The organism is Nocardia cyriacigeorgica (genome assembly GCF_010858045.1).
Lineage (GTDB): Bacteria > Actinomycetota > Actinomycetes > Mycobacteriales > Mycobacteriaceae > Nocardia > Nocardia cyriacigeorgica_E.
On record NZ_JAAGVC010000001.1, the window covers coordinates 75,954 to 97,980 of the forward strand.

Annotated in this window: 24 protein-coding genes; 10 read left to right on the top strand and 14 right to left on the bottom strand. The window is 67.7% G+C overall.

Annotated features, from left to right (window positions below; translation table 11 throughout):
• Positions 1-3 precede the first annotated feature (3 nt).
• From GV790_RS00375 to GV790_RS00390, 4 genes are all read left to right on the top strand, one after another.
• Positions 4-495, top strand: a complete 492-nt coding sequence (locus GV790_RS00375) for a general stress protein (protein WP_014352664.1) — start codon at positions 4-6, stop codon at positions 493-495.
• A gap of 4 nt (positions 496-499) precedes the next feature.
• Positions 500-1,084: a suppressor of fused domain protein gene (locus tag GV790_RS00380; protein ID WP_175585756.1), complete on the top strand. Its 585-nt coding sequence runs from the start codon at positions 500-502 to the stop codon at positions 1,082-1,084.
• A gap of 326 nt (positions 1,085-1,410) precedes the next feature.
• Complete coding sequence (locus GV790_RS00385; protein WP_163809253.1) at positions 1,411-1,770, top strand: hypothetical protein; 360 nt, start codon at positions 1,411-1,413, stop codon at positions 1,768-1,770.
• Entirely contained in the window at positions 1,767-1,991 is a 225-nt protein-coding gene (locus GV790_RS00390) for a hypothetical protein (protein ID WP_280213648.1), read from the top strand. The genes GV790_RS00385 and GV790_RS00390 overlap by 4 nt, the downstream gene beginning before the upstream one ends.
• 146 nt (positions 1,992-2,137) lie before the next feature.
• Here GV790_RS00390 and GV790_RS00395 read toward each other — a convergent pair whose 3' ends face one another.
• The 6 genes from GV790_RS00395 to GV790_RS00420 all read right to left on the bottom strand — a co-directional run bounded on the left by GV790_RS00395 (position 2,138) and on the right by GV790_RS00420 (position 7,285).
• Positions 2,138-2,497, bottom strand: coding sequence for a type II toxin-antitoxin system death-on-curing family toxin (locus GV790_RS00395; protein ID WP_339384790.1), 360 nt, complete (start codon positions 2,495-2,497; stop codon positions 2,138-2,140).
• Positions 2,494-2,703 carry a toxin-antitoxin system HicB family antitoxin gene (locus tag GV790_RS00400; protein ID WP_163809258.1) on the bottom strand — a complete coding sequence of 70 codons (210 nt, stop codon included), beginning with the start codon at positions 2,701-2,703 and terminating at the stop codon, positions 2,494-2,496. Before GV790_RS00400 ends, GV790_RS00395 begins: the two co-directional genes overlap by 4 nt.
• A gap of 105 nt (positions 2,704-2,808) precedes the next feature.
• Complete coding sequence (locus tag GV790_RS00405) at positions 2,809-4,023, bottom strand: NAD(P)-dependent malic enzyme (RefSeq protein ID WP_375139354.1); 1,215 nt, start codon at positions 4,021-4,023, stop codon at positions 2,809-2,811.
• A 488-nt stretch (positions 4,024-4,511) separates the two neighbouring features.
• Positions 4,512-6,116 carry an FAD-binding protein gene (locus tag GV790_RS00410; protein WP_280213651.1) on the bottom strand — a complete coding sequence of 535 codons (1,605 nt, stop codon included), beginning with the start codon at positions 6,114-6,116 and terminating at the stop codon, positions 4,512-4,514.
• Between the two features lie 51 nt (positions 6,117-6,167).
• Entirely contained in the window at positions 6,168-6,434 is a 267-nt protein-coding gene (locus GV790_RS00415; protein WP_163809264.1) for a hypothetical protein, read from the bottom strand.
• On the bottom strand, positions 6,431-7,285 hold the full coding sequence (locus GV790_RS00420) for a PHP domain-containing protein (RefSeq protein ID WP_163809266.1): 855 nt from the start codon (positions 7,283-7,285) through the stop codon (positions 6,431-6,433). The genes GV790_RS00415 and GV790_RS00420 overlap by 4 nt, the downstream gene beginning before the upstream one ends.
• Positions 7,286-7,376: 91 nt before the next feature.
• Between GV790_RS00420 and GV790_RS00425 the strand changes: the two genes are divergently transcribed.
• Complete coding sequence (locus GV790_RS00425) at positions 7,377-8,453, top strand: magnesium and cobalt transport protein CorA (RefSeq protein WP_163809268.1); 1,077 nt, start codon at positions 7,377-7,379, stop codon at positions 8,451-8,453.
• Between the two features lie 12 nt (positions 8,454-8,465).
• Here GV790_RS00425 and GV790_RS00430 read toward each other — a convergent pair whose 3' ends face one another.
• From GV790_RS00430 to GV790_RS00445, 4 genes are read right to left on the bottom strand one after another with little or no spacing between them, the layout of a single operon-like run.
• On the bottom strand, positions 8,466-9,155 hold the full coding sequence (locus tag GV790_RS00430; RefSeq protein ID WP_163809270.1) for an ABC transporter permease: 690 nt from the start codon (positions 9,153-9,155) through the stop codon (positions 8,466-8,468).
• Positions 9,152-9,820, bottom strand: a complete 669-nt coding sequence (locus tag GV790_RS00435) for an ABC transporter permease (RefSeq protein ID WP_163809272.1) — start codon at positions 9,818-9,820, stop codon at positions 9,152-9,154. The genes GV790_RS00430 and GV790_RS00435 overlap by 4 nt, the downstream gene beginning before the upstream one ends.
• A gap of 13 nt (positions 9,821-9,833) precedes the next feature.
• Entirely contained in the window at positions 9,834-10,985 is a 1,152-nt protein-coding gene (locus GV790_RS00440) for an ABC transporter ATP-binding protein (RefSeq protein WP_163809274.1), read from the bottom strand.
• A gap of 4 nt (positions 10,986-10,989) precedes the next feature.
• Entirely contained in the window at positions 10,990-11,874 is an 885-nt protein-coding gene (locus tag GV790_RS00445) for an ABC transporter substrate-binding protein (RefSeq protein ID WP_175585772.1), read from the bottom strand.
• Between the two features lie 244 nt (positions 11,875-12,118).
• On the opposite strand from GV790_RS00445, the gene GV790_RS00450 reads away from it, so the two are divergent.
• The 3 genes from GV790_RS00450 to GV790_RS00460 all read left to right on the top strand — a co-directional run bounded on the left by GV790_RS00450 (position 12,119) and on the right by GV790_RS00460 (position 15,596).
• Positions 12,119-13,000: a glycine betaine ABC transporter substrate-binding protein gene (locus tag GV790_RS00450; RefSeq protein WP_163809276.1), complete on the top strand. Its 882-nt coding sequence runs from the start codon at positions 12,119-12,121 to the stop codon at positions 12,998-13,000.
• 388 nt (positions 13,001-13,388) lie between these two features.
• Positions 13,389-14,057 carry a helix-turn-helix transcriptional regulator gene (locus tag GV790_RS00455; protein WP_163809278.1) on the top strand — a complete coding sequence of 223 codons (669 nt, stop codon included), beginning with the start codon at positions 13,389-13,391 and terminating at the stop codon, positions 14,055-14,057.
• Positions 14,058-14,120: 63 nt separating this feature from the next.
• Positions 14,121-15,596 carry a DHA2 family efflux MFS transporter permease subunit gene (locus GV790_RS00460; RefSeq protein WP_163809280.1) on the top strand — a complete coding sequence of 492 codons (1,476 nt, stop codon included), beginning with the start codon at positions 14,121-14,123 and terminating at the stop codon, positions 15,594-15,596.
• A gap of 73 nt (positions 15,597-15,669) precedes the next feature.
• On the opposite strand, the gene GV790_RS00465 is transcribed toward GV790_RS00460, so the two are convergent.
• The 4 genes from GV790_RS00465 to GV790_RS00480 form a co-directional block, all read right to left on the bottom strand.
• Positions 15,670-17,463 carry an AMP-dependent synthetase/ligase gene (locus tag GV790_RS00465; RefSeq protein WP_163809904.1) on the bottom strand — a complete coding sequence of 598 codons (1,794 nt, stop codon included), beginning with the start codon at positions 17,461-17,463 and terminating at the stop codon, positions 15,670-15,672.
• A gap of 124 nt (positions 17,464-17,587) precedes the next feature.
• Positions 17,588-18,502, bottom strand: coding sequence for an alpha/beta hydrolase (locus GV790_RS00470; RefSeq protein ID WP_163809282.1), 915 nt, complete (start codon positions 18,500-18,502; stop codon positions 17,588-17,590).
• A gap of 14 nt (positions 18,503-18,516) precedes the next feature.
• Positions 18,517-19,347 carry an SDR family NAD(P)-dependent oxidoreductase gene (locus GV790_RS00475; RefSeq protein ID WP_163809284.1) on the bottom strand — a complete coding sequence of 277 codons (831 nt, stop codon included), beginning with the start codon at positions 19,345-19,347 and terminating at the stop codon, positions 18,517-18,519.
• Positions 19,344-20,888, bottom strand: a complete 1,545-nt coding sequence (locus tag GV790_RS00480) for a flavin-containing monooxygenase (protein WP_163809287.1) — start codon at positions 20,886-20,888, stop codon at positions 19,344-19,346. The genes GV790_RS00475 and GV790_RS00480 overlap by 4 nt, the downstream gene beginning before the upstream one ends.
• A 90-nt stretch (positions 20,889-20,978) precedes the next feature.
• On the opposite strand from GV790_RS00480, the gene GV790_RS00485 reads away from it, so the two are divergent.
• Complete coding sequence (locus tag GV790_RS00485; RefSeq protein ID WP_163809289.1) at positions 20,979-21,611, top strand: TetR/AcrR family transcriptional regulator; 633 nt, start codon at positions 20,979-20,981, stop codon at positions 21,609-21,611.
• A 173-nt stretch (positions 21,612-21,784) separates the two neighbouring features.
• Entirely contained in the window at positions 21,785-22,021 is a 237-nt protein-coding gene (locus GV790_RS00490) for a hypothetical protein (protein ID WP_163809291.1), read from the top strand.
• Positions 22,022-22,027: the final 6 nt, after the last annotated feature.

The window sequence follows — 22,027 nt, forward strand, 5'->3', positions numbered from 1 at the left end:
CCTATGACGAATCCCTTGGGGAACGCGAATCGCGGCAGGCAAGGTCTGCCGACGCCGCCGTCGGGCTGGCCGGTGGGGTCGTATCCGACCTACGCCGAGGCGCAGCGCGCCGTCGACTACCTGGCCGACAACCAGTTCCCGGTGCAGGACGTGACGATCGTCGGCGTCGATCTCATGCAGGTCGAGCGGGTGCTCTACCGGTTGAACTGGGGCAAGGTGATCGGCGGGGGTGTGGTCTCGGGTGCGTGGCTCGGCCTGTTCCTCGGTTTGCTCTTGAGCCTGTTCACCACCGGCGGGGCGCTGGGCCCGCTGCTGGTGGGCCTGGTCGGCGGCATCATCTTCGGCGTCATCTCCACCTCCATCCCGTATGCGGCGACCAAGGGCCAGCGCGATTTCGCGTCCACCATGCAGTTGGTCGCGGGCCGTTACGACGTGCTGTGCGATCCCAAGACGGCCGAGCAGGCCAGGGACATGCTCGCGCGACTGGCGATCTGACCGCATGGATGTGGTGAATACGGTGCGCGCCGGCGTGCTGCGACATTTCGGCGTCGACGCATCCGCGGTGGACGCGGCCTCGGTGACCTTCCTCGGGCTCGAACCGATCGAGATCCTGCGCATCGCTCCCGGCGACGATTTCGTGCACTACGCCACGCTGGGTGGTTCCCGTCATCCGATGGGCGATCCGTCCGAGCTGCTGGCCGACCCGGTGAAAGGCCCGCGCGCCGAACTGATTCTCACCCTGCACGCCGGGCTCGGCGCGGCATCCGGCCTCGCTCGCACCCTCGGCGTGCTCGCCGCCGCACCGGCCGTGGAAGGCGTTGTGCTGCAAGAGGATGCGCTGCTGGACCTGGGTGAGCCGATGTGGACCAATTCGCCGTTCACCGCGGTCTTGCTCGGCCCCAGCGACATTCCGGACGTGGCGCTGCCCGAACCCGCCGAGCCGGTCCATTACCTCGACGTCGTCCCCGTCACCGCCACCGAGGCGGCCTGGGTCCGAGTACGCGGCGCCCAGGCACTACGAGACGCGTGGGCCGAAGCCGGAATCGACGTCCGCGACCCCAACCGCGGAGCTGCGTCGCTGTAGCGCAGCAGTGTGAGCTGGACCGGCGATGAGCGTGCCGTGACAGGAGGGCTCGGCACTCGGCGCGGTGCCGAGCCCGTGCGCACGGTGACGACGACAAAGTCGTGTGACTCAGAGCTGAATGTCTGTGCCTGTCAACGCATTCAGCATGCGGCGACTTGACGCGCTCGGTGGTTTCATGATCAAATTCGGCTGGCTCGAGTCTACGAGGGGGGATTGTGTGTCGACCTGCCTTGCATGGTTCTGAACCTTGAAATGGATTCAGTATTCGTCATCACTGATTCCGAATCGCAGTCGTCGGGCCTTTAAATTCAGGAGGGGGTCTGAGGGTGATTCGAAAAGCATTTGCTGGTGCAATTATTGCTGGGTCGGTGGTTGTACCACTGGTCATGGGTGTTCCTGCCTATGCGGGAGCATTGGCGGGGTCGGCAATGAGCTCCGCGGGAGTTTCGATCGGTGCAGGGGCTTTGGGAACGGATTCGCCCGTAGTTCGGTTCGAGGAGGCTTCGGCAGGGTTCCGTACCGGGAAGCCGCAGTGTCCAACCTTGTCGAAGGAAGAGCAGGACGCGGTCGATAACAAGAATGCCGGTCGTCCGTATGACAGAGACGCCTACAACCGTGCGCAGCAGAAGATTAAGCAGTCAGAAAAGTACTGCGGGTCCCGGAACAAGCAAAAGCGTAGAAAGTGATCGTTGCGATGGTGGCCAGATATCAGGCATTTCATTTCTCGCAGGCCAACCCGAAGGGGGAGGGGCAAGGTGATGTCGCCGCATTGTTGCGGGCCGTCGCCGACACCGTTGAGGAGCTGGGCGATGTGTCGGTTTCCGATCTGGTGCTCCACTCCGAGATGACAGCCGAGGGTGAGTGGCCGTCGATCACCGTCTACTACCAGGACCGGGGAACGGCCTAGGCACCGCCTGTCGAATCCGCAGAACGCGCGAATGGCCCATGGATCTCCTGGGCCATTCGCTTATCTCGCAGACCAAGACGAGACGCGCGGAGCAGGGGAATGCGGCCGTGTTGCTGAGTGACTGGCCGTTGATCGCCGTCCACCGATCACTCCTCCGTGACCTTCAACGAGGCGACCAATTCCGCGACCGTCAGGTCGACGCTCACCAGTTCGTCGATGAGGTCGAATGCCTCAGCTGCCGGCAAGCTGGGACGTTTACCCTGGCAGCGCAGCATCATTCGGCATGCGATCCAGCCAGTCGCCTTGTTGCCGCGGACAAATGGACGTGTTCGCACGACCGAATGCAGCACGGCGGCTGCTTTCTCCTCGATTGTGGGATAGACGTCGCGGCCGGCGAGCACCGCTTCCGACCGAGTAGCCGCGGCAGCCAGCAGTCCCGCGTCGCGAATCTCGGCCGAACCGCCCAGCACCACCGAATTGATCATGATGAGGACATTCGGCGTCACTCGTCCCCCAGCATGGCGAGCAGTTCCGTGTCCTCGGCCATGATTTCCTGAACCAGAACTCGGCTACGAGCCCGTTGTGCCTGCGCCTCGACCCACGCTTGCGCCGCTTGGACGAGAGCCGAATTGATCGAGATGTGGTCTGCCTCCGCGGCGGCGCTGAGCTTCTGGTGAATCTCGTCGGGTAGCCGCACGCTGATGGTCGTCATACCAAAATGATACCAACGCGATCACCGTGGCGGCGTCCTTCGGGAAATGGCGAGGGCGCCGATCCGGCTGGATCGGCGCCCTCGTACTGCGGTGTTGCCGGCCCTTTACGCCACGCCCTCCGCGCGGGCGGCAGCCGCCACGGCCTCGGCGACGGCCGGGGCGACGCGCGGGTCCAGGGGGCTCGGCACGATCTTGTCGACGGCCAGCTCGTCGGAGACGACAGCGAGGATGGCGTCGGCGGCGGCGATCTTCATGCCCTCGGTGATCCGGCGCGCGCCCGCGTCGAGGGCGCCCTTGAAGACGCCGGGGAAGGCGAGCACGTTGTTGATCTGATTCGGGAAGTCGCTGCGGCCGGTGGCCACGATGGCGGCGTACTTGGCGGCGACCTCGGGGTGGATCTCCGGGTCCGGGTTGGACATGGCGAACACGATGGACTCAGGGGCCATCGAGGCGATGAGGTCCTCGCCGATCTTGCCCGCGGACAGGCCGAGGAAGACGTCGGCGCCGGCGAGGGCGTCGGCGGCGGTGCCGGTCAGGCCGCGCGGGTTGGTGCGCTGGGCCAGATCGGCCTTCACGTCATTGAGATCGGTGCGGTCCCGGCTGACGATGCCCTTGGAGTCGAGCACGGTGACGTCGGCGACGCCCGCGGCGAGCAGGATGTTGGTGCAGGCCACGCCCGCGGCGCCGGCGCCGGACACCACGACCTTCAGGCCCGAGGTGCTGCGACCCTGGACCTTGGCCGCGCCGTTGAGGGCGGCAAGCACCACGATGGCGGTGCCGTGCTGGTCGTCGTGCATGACGGGGCAGTCCAGCGCCTCGATGACGCGCTTTTCGATCTCGAAGCAGCGCGGGGCGGAGATGTCTTCCAGGTTGACCGCGCCGAAGCTCGGGCGCAGCCGGATCAGGGTCTCGACGATCTCGTCGACGTCCTTGGTGTCCAGCACGATCGGAATGGAGTCGAGCCCGGCGAACTTCTTGAACAGCGCGGCCTTGCCCTCCATCACCGGCAGCGACGCACGCGGGCCGATGTCACCGAGGCCGAGCACCGCGGTGCCGTCGCTGACGACCACGACCAGCCGGTCGGTCCAGGTGTAGCGCTTGGCGAGCGATTCGTCCTCTGCGATGGCGCGGCTGACCTGCGCGACACCGGGGGTGTAAGCGATCGACAGGTCGCGCTGGGTTTCCAGTGGCGCACTCAGCTCTACCGAGAGCTTGCCGCCGAGGTGGCCCGCGAAGATCTCCTCGTGGGTGATCGCCGCGAGGTCGGCGGCGGCATTCTTGCTGGCAGTGGCGTTCGGTGCGTCAGTCACAGATGACACGATTTCACTCCTGCTGGGATCGGTCACAACCGGGGGACGGTTACCGTCGGGTTTTTTGGTACTAGGTGCTTCGTATCGCTCATCGGGTGCGCTGACCGGTACGTTTCGACTTCTCGACAGCCCTGTCGACGTGGCGCGGCACTGATCCGTGGAGCGGAAGCCGGACGGGTGGGTCCGGACAGATCATGCGGTTCGATCCTCCGGACACGACGGTGCGTCGTGAGGCGGTGATCACCGTGGTTCCCGTACCCGGCGGTGGCGTGGGTCGGGGATCCGCAACATTCTGCCAGCCTGCCCGACCACTTGCCAAACCGGTGGGTCCGGTCGTGATCGTGCGCCATCATCCGAGGGTAAGCCGCCGGAATTACCCCGACGTAAGCGGAAACTCGCCTCAGCCGGTACCGATGCCGTGAGCTGTCCTATGTCTCGGCCGGTCTCGCGGTGAGAAATACCGTCGGGCCGGGCTGTGAACGCCTCGGCGACCGCCGTCAGCTGGAACCGGGTGCGGCCGGATCGAAGCCGGACACCCGTCGGCGCGGGCGGATGGGCCGAACCGATCGCGTCGGCCCATCGGGGTGCAGGGATGCGGTCGGCGGTTCGATCGGGTTGCGGGCCGTCGTGCGCACCCAGACGGTATCGAGCCCACCCGAACGCAACCGCATCCGCCATCCGGCGTCGGTCTCGGGGAAGTCGGTGCGCCGGTGGATGCCGCGGCTCTCGGTCCTGGCCAGCGCACTGTATTTGGTCCAGCGCGCGACCGCGAGCATGGCCGCGGCTTCCCTGGCGCGCAGCCGTTCGGCGCCGGTGCCGCCGAGGTCGAAGAGCGCGCCCGGCCACATGGCGTCGAGTTCGGCGATGCTGTCGCGCAGGCTGCCCGCGCTGCGCCGGTAGCTGCGCCGCAACGGCAGGGTGTGTTCCTGTACCAGGCCGATCACCGCGCGGGGATCGATCCGGGCGACGGGACTCAGGCCGGCTCCCGGTCCGGCGGGTGCGAGCGCGGGCCGGTCCGGCACCGGCCGCCCGCGGGCGAATCGAGCGGCACCGGCGCCGGACCAGGTGCCCGAGGCGAGTGCCCAGCTGCCGCCGAATCCGCTCACCGCACCGGTGACGGCCTCGCGGGTGGTGACATCGCCTGCCGCGAACAGCCCGGGGATGCTGGTGGCGCAGTCCGGGCCGGTGAGATGCAGGCCCCCGGTACCGCGCACGGTGCCTTCGAGAACCGCGCGCAGGGCGATGCCCTTCTCGGGGTCGACGGTGCCGTGCCGGCGCAGGCGACGGCGTTGACCGGGCGAGAGTGCCGCCGGGATCCCGTAGATCCTGCGTCCCTCGGCGAGCGCGGCGAAGGCGGCGCCGCGATGGCCTTCGATGACGGTCCCGGTTTCGTCGTGCAATTCGGCGAAGATCAACCCGCGATCGGCGGCGCTCACCGACGTGGCCGGTGCGAGACCGTACGCGCTCGAGAATTCCATTCCCGACAGCTCGGCCCCGGCCTCGACGGCGAACAGCAGTCCGTCACCGGTGTCGACGTCGGTGCCCGCGCGTCCGGACCCGAACGCGCATCCGCCGGTGGCGACCACCACCGCCGACGCGCGGACCGTCCAGGGCCGGAACTTGTTGTGCCGCTGCATCCCCGCCGCACCGGAGACGATTCCCTCGCTGTCCACCAGGAGCTGGGTGGCCGGGTGATGATCGAGTACGCGCACTCCGGCTTCGAGCGCGACCCGGCGCAGGCGGCGCAGATACGCGGCGCCATCGAGCCAGATCCGTCCCGCGAGTTGCCCGCCGGAGAATCGATGTCCCCGGTCGGCCAGTTGGGTGATGCGCTCGTGCGTTTCGGCGAGCACCCGGTGAATGGTCTCCGGATCGCCGAGCCAGCCGCCGTGGCCGAGCGCCCGCCGCACGGTTTCGGCGCGGGCCGGGCCCGGCGCGATGTTCCACAGCGAGGTGGTGCCGATGGCGCTCGGACCGGCGGCGCCACAGCGCGCCTTGTCGGTGAGGATCACGCGCGCACCGGTGGCGGCGGCGGAGAGGGCCGCCCAGATTCCGGCGGGACCACCGCCGAGAATCAGAACGTCGGTTTCCCACTCACTCACGAGATCAAATATTCGGCCACATTTCACCCGCCCGCAACCGATTCCGCACTATCAGCTCCACCACTGTGTCCACAGCAACACACCGGCCGTGGCGAAAACGACCAGCGATCCGGAAAACGCCGCCAAACCCTTATGTCGATCCGAATACACCTGCGCCGCAACGACGATCGCCGCCGACACCACATGCCAGGTCACCGATTCACCGCCCGGTCCCGGAAAGCCGCGTCGCGCACCGATGATCGCCGCGGCCACCACCACGGCGGCGAGCGCGAAGATGCCCGCGGCGATCAGGCCGCTGATTCCGCGCGCGAGTCTCACGAGCCGATCACCGGCACCCCGGTCGCCTTCCCGACCAGAACCTCGAGCTGAGCGGGATCGGTGGTGAACTCACCGAGCCGGATGGTCTTGTTGCTGCCGTGGTAATCCGACGAACCGGTGGTGAGCAGGCCCAGTTCGGCGGACAGTTCGGTCAGCAGGGCGCGGTCGGCCTCGCTGTGATCGGGATGATCGACCTCGAGGCCACCGAGGCCGAGTTCGGCCAGTTCGCGGATGTCGTCGATCGCCAGCAGCCTGCCCCGCTTGCGTGCCCGGGTGTGCGCGAGCACGCTGACCCCGCCGGCGGCGGCGATCATCTCCACCGCCCGGCGCAGCGGTGTATCGGCCTTTTCGGCGTAGTAGCGCCCGTGCGGTGCCAGCAGATCGGCGAAGGCGGCATCGACGGTGGGCACGACGCCGGCGGCGACCAGCGCCCTGGCCAGATGCGGCCGACCCGCCGAGGGGCCGGCCGAGGCCAGCACCTCGTCGGGGTCGACGGGCAGCCCGTCGGCGGCCATCCGCTCGGCCATCGCGCGCAGCCGCTCGACCCGCTCAGCCCGCAGCCGCTCACGCTCATCGGCGAAACCCCGGTCGGACGGGTCGAACAAGTAGGCGAGCAGGTGGACCGGCACGGGCCAGCCGTCCTCACCGAGACCGACGCACGACATCTCCATGCCGCGGATCAGGGTCAGGCCGTCGGGCCGTGCGGCCACGGCCTCGGCCCAGCCCGCGGTCGTATCGTGATCGGTGATCGCGACGACGTCGAGGCCGGCCGCCGCCGCGTTCCGCACCAGCTCGGCCGGGGTGTCGGTGCCGTCGGACGCGGTCGAATGGGTATGCAGGTCGATGCGCACGCCCTCCAGTGTGTCAGTGCGCGATCGGCGGGCGGTGCCCATGTCCGGCCGGTGCGCCGTGCCCGGCCCGCCGCGGACGTAGCATCGACCGGTGCCATCGATTCCGCCGCTGCCGTACTTCCGGGGTCCGGCGAAGACGCCGACTCCGCTGCCACGCATCCCGGTGCCGACGGCACGGGCGATCGTGGACTGCGCCGTGTACGTCGACGGTGTGCGGCTGCCCGGGCATTACACTCATGACGCGGCGTTGCGGGAGGTGCGCGACAGAGGCGAGGGTTTCGTCTGGCTCGGTGTGCACGATCCCGACGAGGCGCAGATGACCGATGTCGCGCAGACCTTCGGATTGCACGCCCTCGCCGTCGAGGACGCGGTGCACGCCCACCAGCGACCCAAACTCGAACGCTACGACGACACTCTGGTGCTGGTGCTGCGTCCGGTCGCCTATCACGAACACGATATGAATTCGGTCAGCGAGATCGTCGAGACCGGTGAGCTGATGATCTTCACCGGACCCGATTTCGTTGTCGCGGTGCGCCACGGCGAGCATTCCGGGCTGGCCGCGCTGCGCCGGGGCCTGGAGGCCGATCCCGAGCGGCTGCGGTTGGGGCCCGGCGCGGTTCTGCACGCCATCGCCGATTACGTCGTCGACAACTATCTCGAGGTGGTGCAATCCATCGAGGACGATATCGACGAGATGGAGGAAGAGGTCTTCACTCCGCGCAGCCGGGTCGGCGTGGAATCCATCTACCAGCTCAAACGTGAGGTGGTGGAACTGCGGCGGGCGGTCAACCCGCTCGGTGTTCCGTTGCAGATCCTCAGCCAGAACACCGATCTACCACTGCCGAAGGAGATCCGGCGGTATTTCCGCGATGTCGCCGACCATCACACCACCGTCGCCGACCGCATCGTCGATTTCGACGAATCGCTCGGTTCGCTGATCAATGCGGCGCTGGCCAAGATCGCGGTGCAGCAGAACACCGATATGCGCAAGATTTCCGCGTGGGTCGCGATCGCGGCGGTGCCGACCATGATCGCCGGTATCTACGGCATGAATTTCGAGCACATGCCGGAATTGAAGACGGTCTGGGGTTATCCGGCGGTGTGGGTGCTGATCCTGTCCGTGTGCGGCAGCTTGTATGTGGTGTTCCACCGCAACCACTGGTTGTGAGAACCGCCCGCTTCACGGCGTGCGGAGTTCGTCGCCGCGCCGTAAGCGGTGGGTGCCGGGCATGGTGGCCCAGGTCGCGAAGGCCAGCAGCCCGTCGAGGACCATGGCCAGCAGCGCGACCAGCACCGCGCCCACCAGCACGCGGTCGTAGCGGTAGAGGCCGATGCCGTCGAAGATGTAGCGTCCGAGCCCGCCGAGATTGACGTAGGCGGCGATGGTGGCGGTCGCGACCACCTGCAGCGTTGCCCCGCGCAGACCGGTCAGCAGGATCGGGAGAGCATTCGGGACTTCCACGCGCAGCAGGATCTGCCGTTCGGTCATCCCCATGGCGCGGGAGGCGTCCACCACGTCGTCGGCGACGTTGGCGACCCCGGCATAAGCGCCGGCCAGCAGCGGCGGGATCCCGACGGTGATCAGCGCGAGCAACGGCGGGATCAGGCCGAGGCCGAGCAGCAGCACCATGAAGGTGAGCAGGCCGAGCGTCGGCAGCGCGCGCATGGCATTGGCGAACCCGACCACCACTGCCGAACCCCGCCGGGTGTGCCCGATGACCAGCCCCACCGGCACCGCGATCACCGCCGACAACGCCACCGTGAGGAAGCTGTACCAGAGATGTTCGGCCAGACGACGTTCGATGCCGGTGGGCCCGCCCCAGTTCGCGCCATCGGTGAAGTAGGCCCAGGCGTCCAGGAAAAGGTTCATGCCGCAGCGCCTTTCCGGTGTGCGCGCCGGGAGTCCGCGCGCAGCCATGGGGTGGCCAAGCGGCCGAGCGCGTACACCAGGCGGTCGAAGATCAGCGCGAGCGCCAGCGTCACGATGATGCCCGCGACGATCTCGTCCGGATAGTCACGCTGGTAGCCCTGGGTGAACAGCTTGCCGAGACCACCGGCCCCGATCAGCGCCCCCACCGACACCATCGCGATATTGGTGACCACCACGACCCGCAGGCTGGACAGGAACACCGGGACGGCCAGCGGCATCTCGACGGTCAGCGTGCGCCGCAGCGGGCTGAACCCGACCGCCTCGGCCGCATCGACGACATCGGCCGGCACCGAATCCAGCGCCGCGGGCACCGCGATCACCAGCAGGGCCGTCGAATACAGGGCCAGTGCGATGACGACATTGAGCGGATCGATCGTCGAAATCCCCACCAGCGGCGGGATGATCACGAACAGTGCCAGCGATGGCACCGTGTACGCCAGCCCCGCCACGGTCACCGTCACGCGACGCAACCATCGCACCCGCCGCACCAGCGCGCCGACCGGGATCGCGATGACCAGCCCGATCAGCAGTGGCAGCAGCGCGAGATACAGGTGGGTCCTGGTGAAACCCATGATCTCACCGAAGTTGTCGACGAGGTAGTTCATCGGCGGGCTCGCCTCACGGCACCGGCTCCTCGTCGAGGAACGCGCGATTGCGGGCGGCGTCTTCGGCGGCGCGCTGCTCGGCAAGTCGGGCCAGCACTTCGGTGGCGAGGATGCCGCCGCGCACGGCCCCCGAATCGTCCACGGCCACGCCGATTCCCGAGGGTGAGGAGATCGCCGCATCCAGGGCCTGCCGCAGATCGCCGGACGGCGTGAACAGCGAACCGCCCGCCGACACGCTGTCGGCCGGTGGCTTCCCGGCGCGTACGGATTCCACGCCGGTGATGTCGATCCAGCCGCCGGGACGTCCGTCGGCATCGGTGAGCAGCACCCATTCGCCCGCCGCCAGCCGCAGTCCGGTGATCTCGGCTTCGGTCACTGTCCGGATCTCGTGCAGCGCTACGGTATCCGCGGGGCGGAAGGACAGCCCGCGATAGCCGCGATCCCGGCCGACGAAGTCCGCGACGAAATCGGTGGCAGGCTGCGCCAGCACCCGTTGCGGCGGATCGTACTGCTGGAGCACACCGCCGCGACCGAACACCGCGACCCGATCGCCGAGGGTGATGGCCTCGTCGATGTCGTGGGTGACGAACACGATGGTCTTGTGCAGTTGCGCTTGCAGCCGTTGCATTTCGACCTGCAGGTCGGCGCGCACCACCGGGTCCACGGCACTGAACGGCTCATCCATCAGCAGAATCGGCGGGTCCGCGGCCAAGGCCCGCGCGACACCGACACGCTGCTGCTGCCCACCCGACAGCTGCGCCGGATACCGGGACGCCAGCCCGCGATCGAGCCCGACGCGATCGAGCACCTCCAGCGCCGCGGCGCGAGCGGCCCTGCGGGAGTCGCCGCGCAGCATCGGGACGGTGGCGACATTGTCGATGACGGTGCGGTGCGGCAGCAGCCCGCCGCTCTGGATGACGTACCCGATCCCGAGCCGCAATTTCACCGGATCGACCGTCGCGATATCGCGCCCGTCGATGGTGATGCTGCCCGCGCTGGGGGTGATCATCCGATTGATCATCCGCATGGAGGTGGTCTTGCCACATCCGGACGGCCCGACGAACACGGTGAACGTGCCCGACGGAATGCGCAGGTCGAGATCGCTGACGGCGTGCGTGCCGTTCGGATAGGTCTTGCTGACGGCGCGGAACTCGATATCGGACACCGGGCTATCCGATCGGCCGGTTCAGGCCCTGCGCCGCGACCCACTCCTTCGCCGCGGCGGCGGGCTCGGTCTTGGTATCGCCGGAGACCGATTCGTTGAGCGCGATCAACTGATCGGTGGTGAGCTTGGCCGATACCGCGTTCAACACGGCGATCAGCGCGTCGGTGCGCTTTGCCGCATTCAGCAGCGGAATCACATTCTGCGCCGGGAAATTCGACTTCGGATCTTCCAGCACCACCAGGTCGTTGGCCGCGATGGCGGGCGAGGTGGTGAAGATATTGGCCGCGGTGACCTGGCCGTCCACCAGGGCGCGCACGGTGGCCGGGCCGCCGCCGTCGGCGATCGGGACGAAGTTGCCGGGGCTGATGTCGAGCCCATAGTTCTCTTTCAGGCCGGGCAGCCCGACCGGACGCTCCTGGAATTCGGCGGGCGCACCGAATGTCGCCTCGGCCGAATGCGGAGCCAGATCGGCGATGGTGCGCAGATTCCAGCGGTCGGCGGTCGCCCTGGTGACCACCACGGCGTCGGAGTTCTCGCCGGGCGCCGGTGCGCCGAGGGCCAGATCGGTGCCGATGGCGGCGGTCAGTTCGCGGTCGATATCGGCGGGCTGGGTGGCTGTGCTGTCGGGTTCCAGGTATTGCAGCAGGTTTCCGGTGTACTCCGGGATGAGCGAGATGGCGCACTGGCGCAGCGCCGGGATATAGGCCTCGCGGCTGCCGATATTCAGTTTCGTATCCACGCTGAATCCGTTGACCCGCAACGCTTCCGCATACACATTCGCCAGGGTCTCGGACTCGGGGAAGTTCGCCGAGCCCACGATGAGCGTGTCGCCCTCGCAGCTACCCTGGCCGGCCAGCGGATCGGAAGTGCCGCACGACGACACGATCATCGCGACGGCCAGTGCTGCGGCCGCGAACAGGAAACGGGCGGCGGTGAACGTCAGCCGCACGGCGGTGCGCCCCACCCGGGCGCCGTCGGGGGCGGGAGTCGGTGTCACGTGGGTCCTTCCGCAGGCCGGCAGTGCGCGATCCCGGTGCCCGGTGGCCACCGGTACATTCTCCACTGACCATAGTGCCCGCCCGACCCGGTCGGCGCGGGTTAGTCCTCGGCTTCGGAAAGTTGGTGTCGCGCCGATGGTGCTTGCCGCGCCGCTGCGGGTGCTGGCCCGGATCGTGGTCCTCGCGCTGGCCACAGTGGCGGTGTCCTGCGGCGATGATTCCGCGCCCGAACCACTGGTGGTCGGCTCGGGCGACAGCGCGGAGTCGGTGCTGCTGGCCGAGATCTACGCCCAGGCGCTGGCCCGCACCGGCGCGTCCGTCGTGGTCGAATCGGGGCTCGGCACCCGCGCGGGCCGGATGGCGGCCCTCGACGCCGGCACGGTGACGCTGGTCGGCGAGCACAACGGGGCGCTGCTGGGCGAGCTGGCCGGCAACGTGACGGCGTGGAGCACCAAGGAGGTGACCCGCGAGCTGAACCGTTCGCTGCCGCAGGGACTGGTCGTCACCGACGCCGCCGACGGGGCCGATCTGCGGGCACGTGTGCTCGTGAACTCGGCCGCACCGGCCGAGTCCGTCGCGGATCTGCTACCGGATTGCCCGTCGTCGTCCGCCGGCGTCGCGCCGGTGCCAGGCCTGCTGACCGCGCCACCGCCGGCGCTACGGATCGACGGCTGCGACTTCGCGTCGACGCAGACCTTCGCCGATCCCGCCGAGCTACGAAAAGCGCTGGCGGAAGGGCGCATCCAGGTCGGCCTGCTGGCCGGTCCCGTGGAACTCGCACCACCCGCGGCCGAGGGCCTGCGGGTGCTGTCCGACGACGCCAACGCGCTGCGCTCGGAGAACCCGGTCGCGCTGGTGCGCAAGGGCGCATTGGACGATCGCGAGTGGGAGAAGCTGAACTACGTCGCCGGTGAGCTCACCACCGATCGATTGACCGGCATGGTGGCGGCGATACGCGACGAGCAGGCGAACCCCGCCGAGCTGGCCCGTACCTGGCTCGACGACCACGGTCTCTGACGGAACACCACACGCGCTCTGCCCCGAGCTGCGCGCGCACCCCCGATTGCCACGCGATGGCGGCGGCGCGTCGACCGTGCTGTCCCAAAGGTTCCGTGACGCTATCCGCCGCCAGATACACCGCACGATATCGCCGAGGACGGGTGACACCCCCGTTGAGCAGTGTGTTCCGGCGGGGTGGCGGGCAACCCTGCCGGGAAGCAGGACCCAGCAGCGCACATCGTCGTGTGGCCTCGCTAACGGTTCACCCCTCTTGCCGGCCGTGACTTCCGCGCCGTATATTCCAGCTGGAATATTTGGTGCGGAGTATGTCGTAGGTCGTCGATAGGTTGTCGTGACGCTCGTCGGCAACGTGAGTGGTGGATACAGATCCGGAAAAGAGGACGTTATGGGGCAGCGCACCGGCGCGACGGTGACCCCGCTGGCCATCGCTGTGCTGGCCCTGCTCGAAGAGCGGCCGATGCATCCGTACGAGATGTACCAACTGCTGGCGATGCGGCGCGAGGACAAGCTCGTCAAGGTGCGGCCCGGCTCGCTGTACCACGTGGTCACCCGGCTGGCCGAGCTGGACATGGTGCGGGCCGAGGGGATCGACCGTGCGGGCAACCGGCCCGAACGCACCACCTACCGGATCACCGCCGCCGGGCGCGAGACCCTGCGCACCCGGATCGCGGAGCTGCTGCGCACACCGCTGCCGGAGTATCCGCTGTTTCCGGTCGCCCTCGGTGAGGCGCACAACCTGCCCAAACCCGAGGTGCTGGCGCTGCTGCGGGAACGCCTCGACCATCTGGCCGGGGAATCGGCCGAGCTGGAGACGATGATCGCCAAGGCCGAACGCAAGCAGGTGCCGCGGCGGTACTGGATCGTGCTGCCGTATCTGCGCGCCACTGTGCGCGCCGAGATCGAATGGGTCGAGCAGCTGGTGGCCGAACTCGACAGCGGCGCACTGCTCTGGGAGGAATTCGATCCCGCCACCGGGCGACGTGCCGAGCCCTGTGACGCCCCGCCCTGGCACCCCGAGCCCGCGGCCGACGAGGCCGAGCCCGCGGCCTCGTGAGCCTTCCCAGCGAACCGACAACGACGTCGCTCGTCATCCACATCCGAGTTAGGAACGAAACCGATGTCCTCTCAACGTAATCCGTGGTTAGCGCTCTCGGCGCTGGTCGTCGGGTTCTTCATGATCCTGCTGGATGTCACGATCGTCGCGGTCGCCAACCCGGCCATCCTCGACAATCTGCACGCCGACATCTCCCAGGTGATCTGGGTGACCAGCGCCTACCTGCTCACCTACGCGGTGCCGCTGTTGATCACCGGCCGCCTCGGCGATCGGTTCGGCCCCAAGAACATCTATCTGATCGGCCTGTCGGTGTTCACCCTCGCCTCGCTGTGGTGCGGGCTGTCGGGGACCATCGAGATGCTGATCGCCGCCCGCGCGGTGCAGGGTCTGGGCGCGGCGCTGATGACGCCGCAGACCATGGCCGTCATCACCCGCACCTTCCCGCCGGACAAGCGCGGCGCGGCCATGGGCCTGTGGGGCGGCGTCGCCGGCCTGGCCACCCTGGTCGGCCCGATTCTCGGCGGTGTGCTCGTCGACAATCTGGGCTGGGAGTGGATCTTCTTCGTCAACGTCCCGGTCGGCATCGTCGCGTTCGTGCTGGCCTGGAAGCTGGTGCCGGCGCTGGAGACGCACGCGCACAAGTTCGACATCCCGGGGGTGCTGCTCAGCGGTATCGGCATGGCGCTGCTGGTGTTCGGCATCCAGGAAGGCAACACCTACGACTGGTCGCTGCGGATCTGGCTGCTGATCGGCGCGGGTGTGGTGGTGCTCGCACTGTTCATCGTCAACCAGTCGCGCAATACCGGTGAACCGCTGGTGCCGTTGAGCCTGTTCCGCGACCGCAACTTCGGGCTGTCCAACCTGGCGATCGCGGCCATGGGCGCGGCCACGACCGCGGTGATGGTGCCGTCCTACTTCTATCTGCAAGCCGTGCGGGAGATGTCGCCCACCGAATCCGCGCTGGTGTTCGCGCCGATGGCGATCATCACCGGCGTGATGGCGCCGTTCGTCGGCAAGTTCGCGGGGCGGCTGCATCCGCGGGTCGTGCCGACCATCGGCTTCACGTTGTTCGCGATCTCGGTGGCCTGGTTCGCGCAGTTGATGACGCCGGATTCGGACATCATCTGGTTCCTGGTCGCCGCCGGGCTCGCCGGGTTCGCGAACGCGTTCATCTGGGCGCCGCTGGCCACCACCGCGACGCACAACCTGCCGGTTCAGAAGGCCGGTGCGGGCGCGGGCATCTACAACACCACCCGGCAGGTGGGCGCGGTGCTCGGCAGCGCCGCGATCAGCGCCCTGATCGCCGCGCGCATGTCGGCCAACGGGCTGGGTGAGGCACCCGCGGGCGAAGGCACCGCCGGCCCGATCCCGGAACCGGTCAAGGAGGCGTTCAGCTCGGCCTTGGCGGATTCGACGTATCTGCCCGCCGCGATCCTGCTGATCGGTGTGCTGGCCTCGGTGCTGTTCCTGCGCCCGGGGGTGAGCGCCCCGCCGAAGCCGCCCACCGAGCGGGCCAAGGCCGAATCCCTCACTCCCTGAATCGGTTCACCAGCGCGAACGATAAAGGCGCCGGCAGCGGAAGCTGCCGGCGCCTTTATCTGTCAGGAAGAGATCAGCTGTAGATCTTCTCGACCTCGGAGGCGTACTGCTTCATCACCACAGCGCGCTTGAGCGACATCTTCGGGGTGAGCTCGCCGGTCTCCTGGGTCCAGTCGACGGTCAGGATGCGGGTCTTCTTGATCTGCTCGGCCTTGGAGACCTTCTTGTTGGTCTCGGCGACCGCCGCGTCGATCTCGGCGACCAACGCCGGGTTCTGCACCAGCGTCTCCATCGGAGTGTCGGCGGACACGCCGTTGCGCTCCTTCCAGCCCGGCAGCGCCTCGGGATCGAGGGTGATCAGCGCGCCGACGAACGGCTGGCCGTCACCGACCACCATCACCTGGCTGATCAGCGGATGCGCCCGCAGCGAATCCTCGAGCAGCGCGGGGGAGACGTTCTTGCCGCCCGCGGTGACGATGATTTCCTTTTTGCGGCCGGTGATGGTGACGAAGCCGTCGGCGTCGATGGCGCCGAGATCGCCGGTCTTGAACCAGCCGTCCTCGAAGGCATCCTCGGTGGCTTCGGCATTGCCCCAGTAGCCGTCGAACACGACCGAACCCTTGAGCAGCAGCTCGCCGTCCTCGGCGATCTTGGCCGCATGACCCTCGATCGGGCGGCCGACCGAGCCGACCCGGATGTGCTCGGGGGTGTTCACCGTGATGGCGGCGGTGGTCTCGGTCAGGCCGTAGCCCTCGTAGATGGTGACGCCGACGCCGCGGAAGAAGTGGCCAAGGCGCGCGCCCAGCGGGCCGCCGCCGGAGACCGCGGCCTCACACTGACCGCCGAGGGCGGCGCGCAGCTTGCTGTAGACCAGCTTGTCGAAGACGAAGTGCTTGACCTTGGTGACCAGGTCGGGGCCACCCTTGTCGAGGCCCTCGCTGTAGGCGATGGCGGTCTCGGCGGCCAGATCGAAGATCTTGCCCTTCCCGCCGTCGTGCGCCTTCTGCTTGGCGCTGTTGAACACCTTCTCGAACACGCGCGGCACCGAGAGGATGAAGTGCGGCTTGAAGGCGGCGAACTGGTCGACCAGGGTGGTCCAGTCCGAGGTGTGCGCGACGATCACCTTGGCGTCGAAGGCGGCCAGCGCCACGGCGCGGGCGAAGACGTGCGCCAGCGGCAGGAAGAGCAGGGTCTTCTTGCCCGCGACGATGAACTTGCCGAGCGCGATGCGGTCGGACTTCGATTCCGCCCACAGGTTCGCGTGGGTGAGCATGACGCCCTTGGGGCGGCCGGTGGTGCCCGAGGTGTAGATCAGGGTGGCCGGCGAGGACGCGCCGACCTGCGCGCGACGCTCGTGCACAACCTGATCGTCCAGCTCGGCGCCGCGGCTGATCAGCTCGTCGATGGCGCCCTTGTCGATCTGGGAGATCTCCTTCAGCTCCGGCAGCGAACCGGACTCGATCTCGTCGATGGTGGCGCGGTGCTTGTCGTTCTCGACGACCAGCAGCTTGGTGGCCGAATCCTGCAGGATCCACTTGGCCTGCTCGGCGGCCGAGCTGTCGTAGATCGCCACGGTGCAGCCACCGGCCGCCCAGATGGCGAAGTCGAGCACGGCCCACTCGTAGCGGGTGGCCGACATGATGGCGACGCGGTCACCGAGCCCGATGCCGGAGGCGATGATGCCCTTGGCCACCCCGGTCACCGTCTTCGCGAATTCCGTCGCGGTCACATCCCGCAGGCCGCCGCTGCCGTTCGGCACCTGGAACAGCACGGCGTTCGGCGACTGTTCGGCATGGCGGAACACGTTGTCGGAATTATTGGCGTCTTCCGGGATGGTGTAGGAAGCCGGGGCTTCGAACTCTCGCATCATGGCCCTTCCACGTGGGTTAACTCATCAGTAATTTACGGCACCTGCACCGCGGCCGTGACGTCGACCACCGCAAATAGGTCCGTACCCGCTCATTGACGAGCGGATACGGACCTGAGCGGGATCATCCTAGATCGCGGATATGCGCCGGGCGTATGGCTTCGGCCAAGAACTCCGCCATCTCGCGCAGCACCGCCGAGGCGGGACCGACCAACGCGGCCTGCAACTGCGCCACATGCCAGAGGCCGCGGCTCTCGGTGAAGGTGACGGCGACCCCGGCTTCCCGCAGCGCCGCCGCCAACCGCACGCACTGGGTATGCAGCAGCTCGCTGACGTCGACCTGGACGTAGGTCGGCGGCAGCCCGCGCAGCTCACCGAGCAGCGGTGCGTAACCCGGATCGTTGTTGTCGCCGCCGCCCAGGTAGGCCGCGGCGCATGCGCGCGACCACGGCTTGCTGATCACCAGATCGCGGTGCCGGTCCGGGATTTCGTTCGGATCGGTCCACGGTGCGATCAGGCCGAGCGCGGCCGGGGTGTAGCCGTGCCGGGCGATCAGCCGCTGCGCGGTGGCCATGGCAAGGCCGCCGCCGGCCGAATCGCCGGAAATGGCGATCTGGTCGGGGGAGTAGCCGTGCGCATCGACGAGTTCCAGGAACGCGGCCTCGGCGTCGTCGAGTCCGGCGGGGAACGGATGCTCCGGCGCGAGCCGGTAGTCCAGCGAGTAGACCGCGCAATCGGTTTCGTGTGCCAGCCGGGCCGTCAACGACCGGTGGGTGGCCAGCGAGCCGACCGCGTAGCCGCCGCCGTGCAGGTAGAGCACGGCGCCGTCGCCGGGGGTGGCCGCGGTGAATCGGTCCGCGGGCCGGCCGGCCAGCCGAATCCGTTCGATCCGGGTCCCCGGCGGCGCCGGCTGCAAGCGCGAGCCGGCGTCCAGCAGGAGGCGCTGCATCTTCCACGGCAGCCGATCGTTGAGCGTGGCCCGGTACACCGGGCTCAGGATCGTGCGCGCCAGTGGCAGGGGAATGGCGATATCACGCATCGGTCGTACCGGGCTCAGGGCAGGAACCGGCGCTCGACCGTGGCCGAGATGCGCTGGTAGCCGGAGGCCAGAACCCGCACGTACAGGTCGAGGAACTTGGCCTCCCAGCCGATCAGTACCCGGCCGTGCTTGCGGCGCACACCCTCGGTGATGGTCTTGGCCGCCATCTCCGGGGAGTGGATGGCCAGGTACTTGTCGAACATCGTGCTGGCGTTCTTGCCGTCGATGCCCTCGGCGTAGGTGGCATTGCGGGCCACCGCGGTCTTGATGCCGCCGGGGTGCACGCAGGTCACCTCGACCGGCGTCTTGGCCACGATCATCTCCTGGCGCAGCGCCTCGGTGAAACCGCGCACGGCGAACTTGGCCGAGTTGTACGCGCTCTGGCCGGGCACCGAAATGAGGCCGAAGAGGCTGGACACGTTCACCACGTGACCCTCACCGGACTCGATCAGGTACGGCAGGAACGCCTTGGTGCCGTTGACGACGCCCCAGAAGTCGACGTCCATGACCCGGTCGAAGTCCTTGAACTCGGTCTTGACCACATCACCATGGTGGGCGATACCGGCGTTGTTGTAGATCTGGTGCACGACGCCGAAGTGCTCCTTGACCGCGTCGGCGTAGAGCAGCACCGCTTCACGCTCGGCCACATTGAGCCGGTCGGACTTCACCTGCGCGCCCAGCTGTTCGCACTGGCGCACGGTCTCGGCAAGGCCGTCGGTGTCGATATCCGACAGCGCCAGCTTGGCGCCGCGCCGGGCCAGATCAATGGCCAGCGCCCGGCCGATACCGGAACCGGCACCGGTGATCACACATACCTTGTTACGGAAGTAAGCGTCCTTGCTCACTGGGCTGCCACCACTTTCAGTTCGGGGCGAGTGGAGTTGTCGTCGGTGGTCGTCTCGTAGGCCTCGACATCGAAATGCTTGGTCAGCCTACGGAATTCGAAGGTGAAGTCGGGCCACAACGTGGTGTTGTTGCCGTGCTTGTCCAAGTACCAGCTGGAGCAGCCGCCATTGAGCCAGACGCTCTTGGCCAGCTTCTTCTGCAACTCGGCGTTGTACCGGTCCTGCACATCGCGGCGTACCTCCACGGTACGCAGATCCTGCTTGTCGATGGTGGCCAGCGCGTCGGCGATGTAGTTGATCTGCGATTCGATCATGTACACCATCGAGGTGTGGCCGAGGCCGACATTGGGCCCGAGCAGGAAGAACATATTCGGGAAGTTCGCGATCGAGGAACCCTTGTAGCCCTGCTGGCCGATCTCGTCGAAGACCTCGGTGAGGGTGCGGCCGTCCTTGCCGGTGATGGTCTCGTAGGTCGGCGAATCGGTCACGTGGAAGCCGGTGGCCACGATCAGCGCATCGATCTCGCGTTCGGTGCCGTCCTTGGTGACGATCGAGTTCGGCCGCACCTCGGCGATGCCGTCGGTGACCACATCGACGTTGTCGCGATCCAGCGCCGGGTAGTAGTCGTTGGAGATCAGCATGCGCTTGCAGCCGATCCGGAAGTTCGGGGTGACCTTGGCGCGCAACTCGGGATCGCGGATCTCGTAGCGCAGCTTGGCCTTGGCCAGCAGCTCGAAGCCCTGCATCAGTGCCGGGAACTTGGCCAGGCCGACGACCTGCGTCTCACGCGCGGCGTAGATCGCGGCGCGGGACAGCCGCTGTACGCCGGGGATGTACTTGAACGCCAGCTGTTCGGCCTTCAGGTAGGGCCGGTCCAGCCGGGGCAGCAGCCACGGCGCGGTGCGCTGGTAGACGTCGAGGTGGCCGACCTTCGGTGCGATGGCCGGCACGATCTGGATCGCGGAGGCGCCGGTGCCGATCACGGCGACGCGCTTGCCGGTGAGGTCGGCGTCGTGGTTCCAGCGGGCGGAGTGGAAGATCTCACCCTCGAAGCTGTTGATGCCCTTGATGTCGGGCAGATTCGGTTCGCACAGCGCGCCCACCGCGGAGACCACGGTGTCGGCGGTGAAGTTGCCCTGCGAGGAGGTGATCTCCCAGCGTGCGGTGTCGTTGTTCCAGCGTGCACCGGTGACATCGCAGTTGAAGATGTGCTTGTCGAGCACGTCGTACTTCTTGGCCACGCCCTGGATGTAGGCCTGGATCTCGCCCTGCCGGGAGAACGAGCGCGACCAGTTCGGGTTGAGCGCGAAGGAGTACGAGTACAGGTGCGACGGCACGTCGCACGCAGCGCCCGGATAGGTGTTGTCACGCCAGGTGCCACCCACGTCGGCGCCGCGTTCCAGGACCAGGAAATCCTGGCGACCCTGCTGGCTCAGCCGGATGGCCAGGCCGAGGCCGGCGAAACCGCTGCCGATGATGATCGTCCGCAGGTGGCGGGTGGGCTGGTTAGCGACAGCTTTGTCTGTAACCTTGCGACTCATATACTCAGACTAGAGCCCTATTGAGTAGCAGTCAACAGCTCTGTTGAATCGTAGTCAATAGTATTGACCCTCGTTCAGTAGGATGGTCGCGTGAGCACGAGTCCGGGAGAAACCGCCAAGCGTGTCCGGCTGAGCCCGGACCAGCGGCGCGCACAATTGATCGAGCTCGGCGTCAAGATGCTGGGCGAGCGCGCCATCGAGGACATCTCGATCAGCGAAATCGCCGCCACAGCAGGCATTTCGCGTGGCCTGCTGTTCCACTATTTCCCCACCAAGCAGGACTTCCAGCTCGAGGTCGTGCGCCACGCCAACGCCGAACTGCTGATGCGGGTCGCGCCGGATGCGGGCCTCGGCCTGTTCGACATGCTGCGCGATTCGGTCAGCCGCTATATCGACTACGTCAGCGAGAACCGCACCTCCTACCTGGCGCTGCTGCGCGGCCCTGCCAGCTCCAGCCCAGACCTCGTCGCCCTGGTCGACCAAACCCGCAACGCGATCGTCGACATCATCCTCACCCAGGTCCCCATGCCGCCCGAGGAACGCGACCACCCCCGCCTGGTGCTGGCCGTCCGTGGCTGGATCGCCTTCACCGAGGAATCGACCCTGTCGTGGTTGCGCAACGAGACCATCCCCCGCGACGAACTGATCGACCTCCTGGTGGAGTCGCTGCTGGCGCTGTCGATGGCCGTCAATCCGGCGCTGGCGGCGGCACTGCGCGCCTGAGATGTCTCTACCCGGGAAGCCGGGCCGACAGAAGCCATGGCACCAGAAGCTGTGGCATTCGCGGCAGCCCGGTCGCGATTAGCTTGGGTCGGACCTCGTACTCCGCAGGGAGCACTGGCGTCCGGCGGGTGGCGCCGGCAGTGGAGGCTTCCGGTGAAAGGATCTGTTGACGAATGCGAAGCATTACGAACTCGGCTGTACTGGCGGCGGTTTCGGTGGGCGTGCTGATGGGAGCAGCCGGCCAGGCGGCGGCCGAGACGCCGCACCGGCCCGGCCCGGTGTCGGAGTCGACCGGGTCGAGCTCGGGTTCGGCGGGCCCGCTGCTGAAGGCGCTGCTGTGTGCGCTCCAAGGTGGCGTCACCGGCTCACACGAGACCTCGCCGCCCACCTGCTATCTGCCGACGGCCTGACGCGAG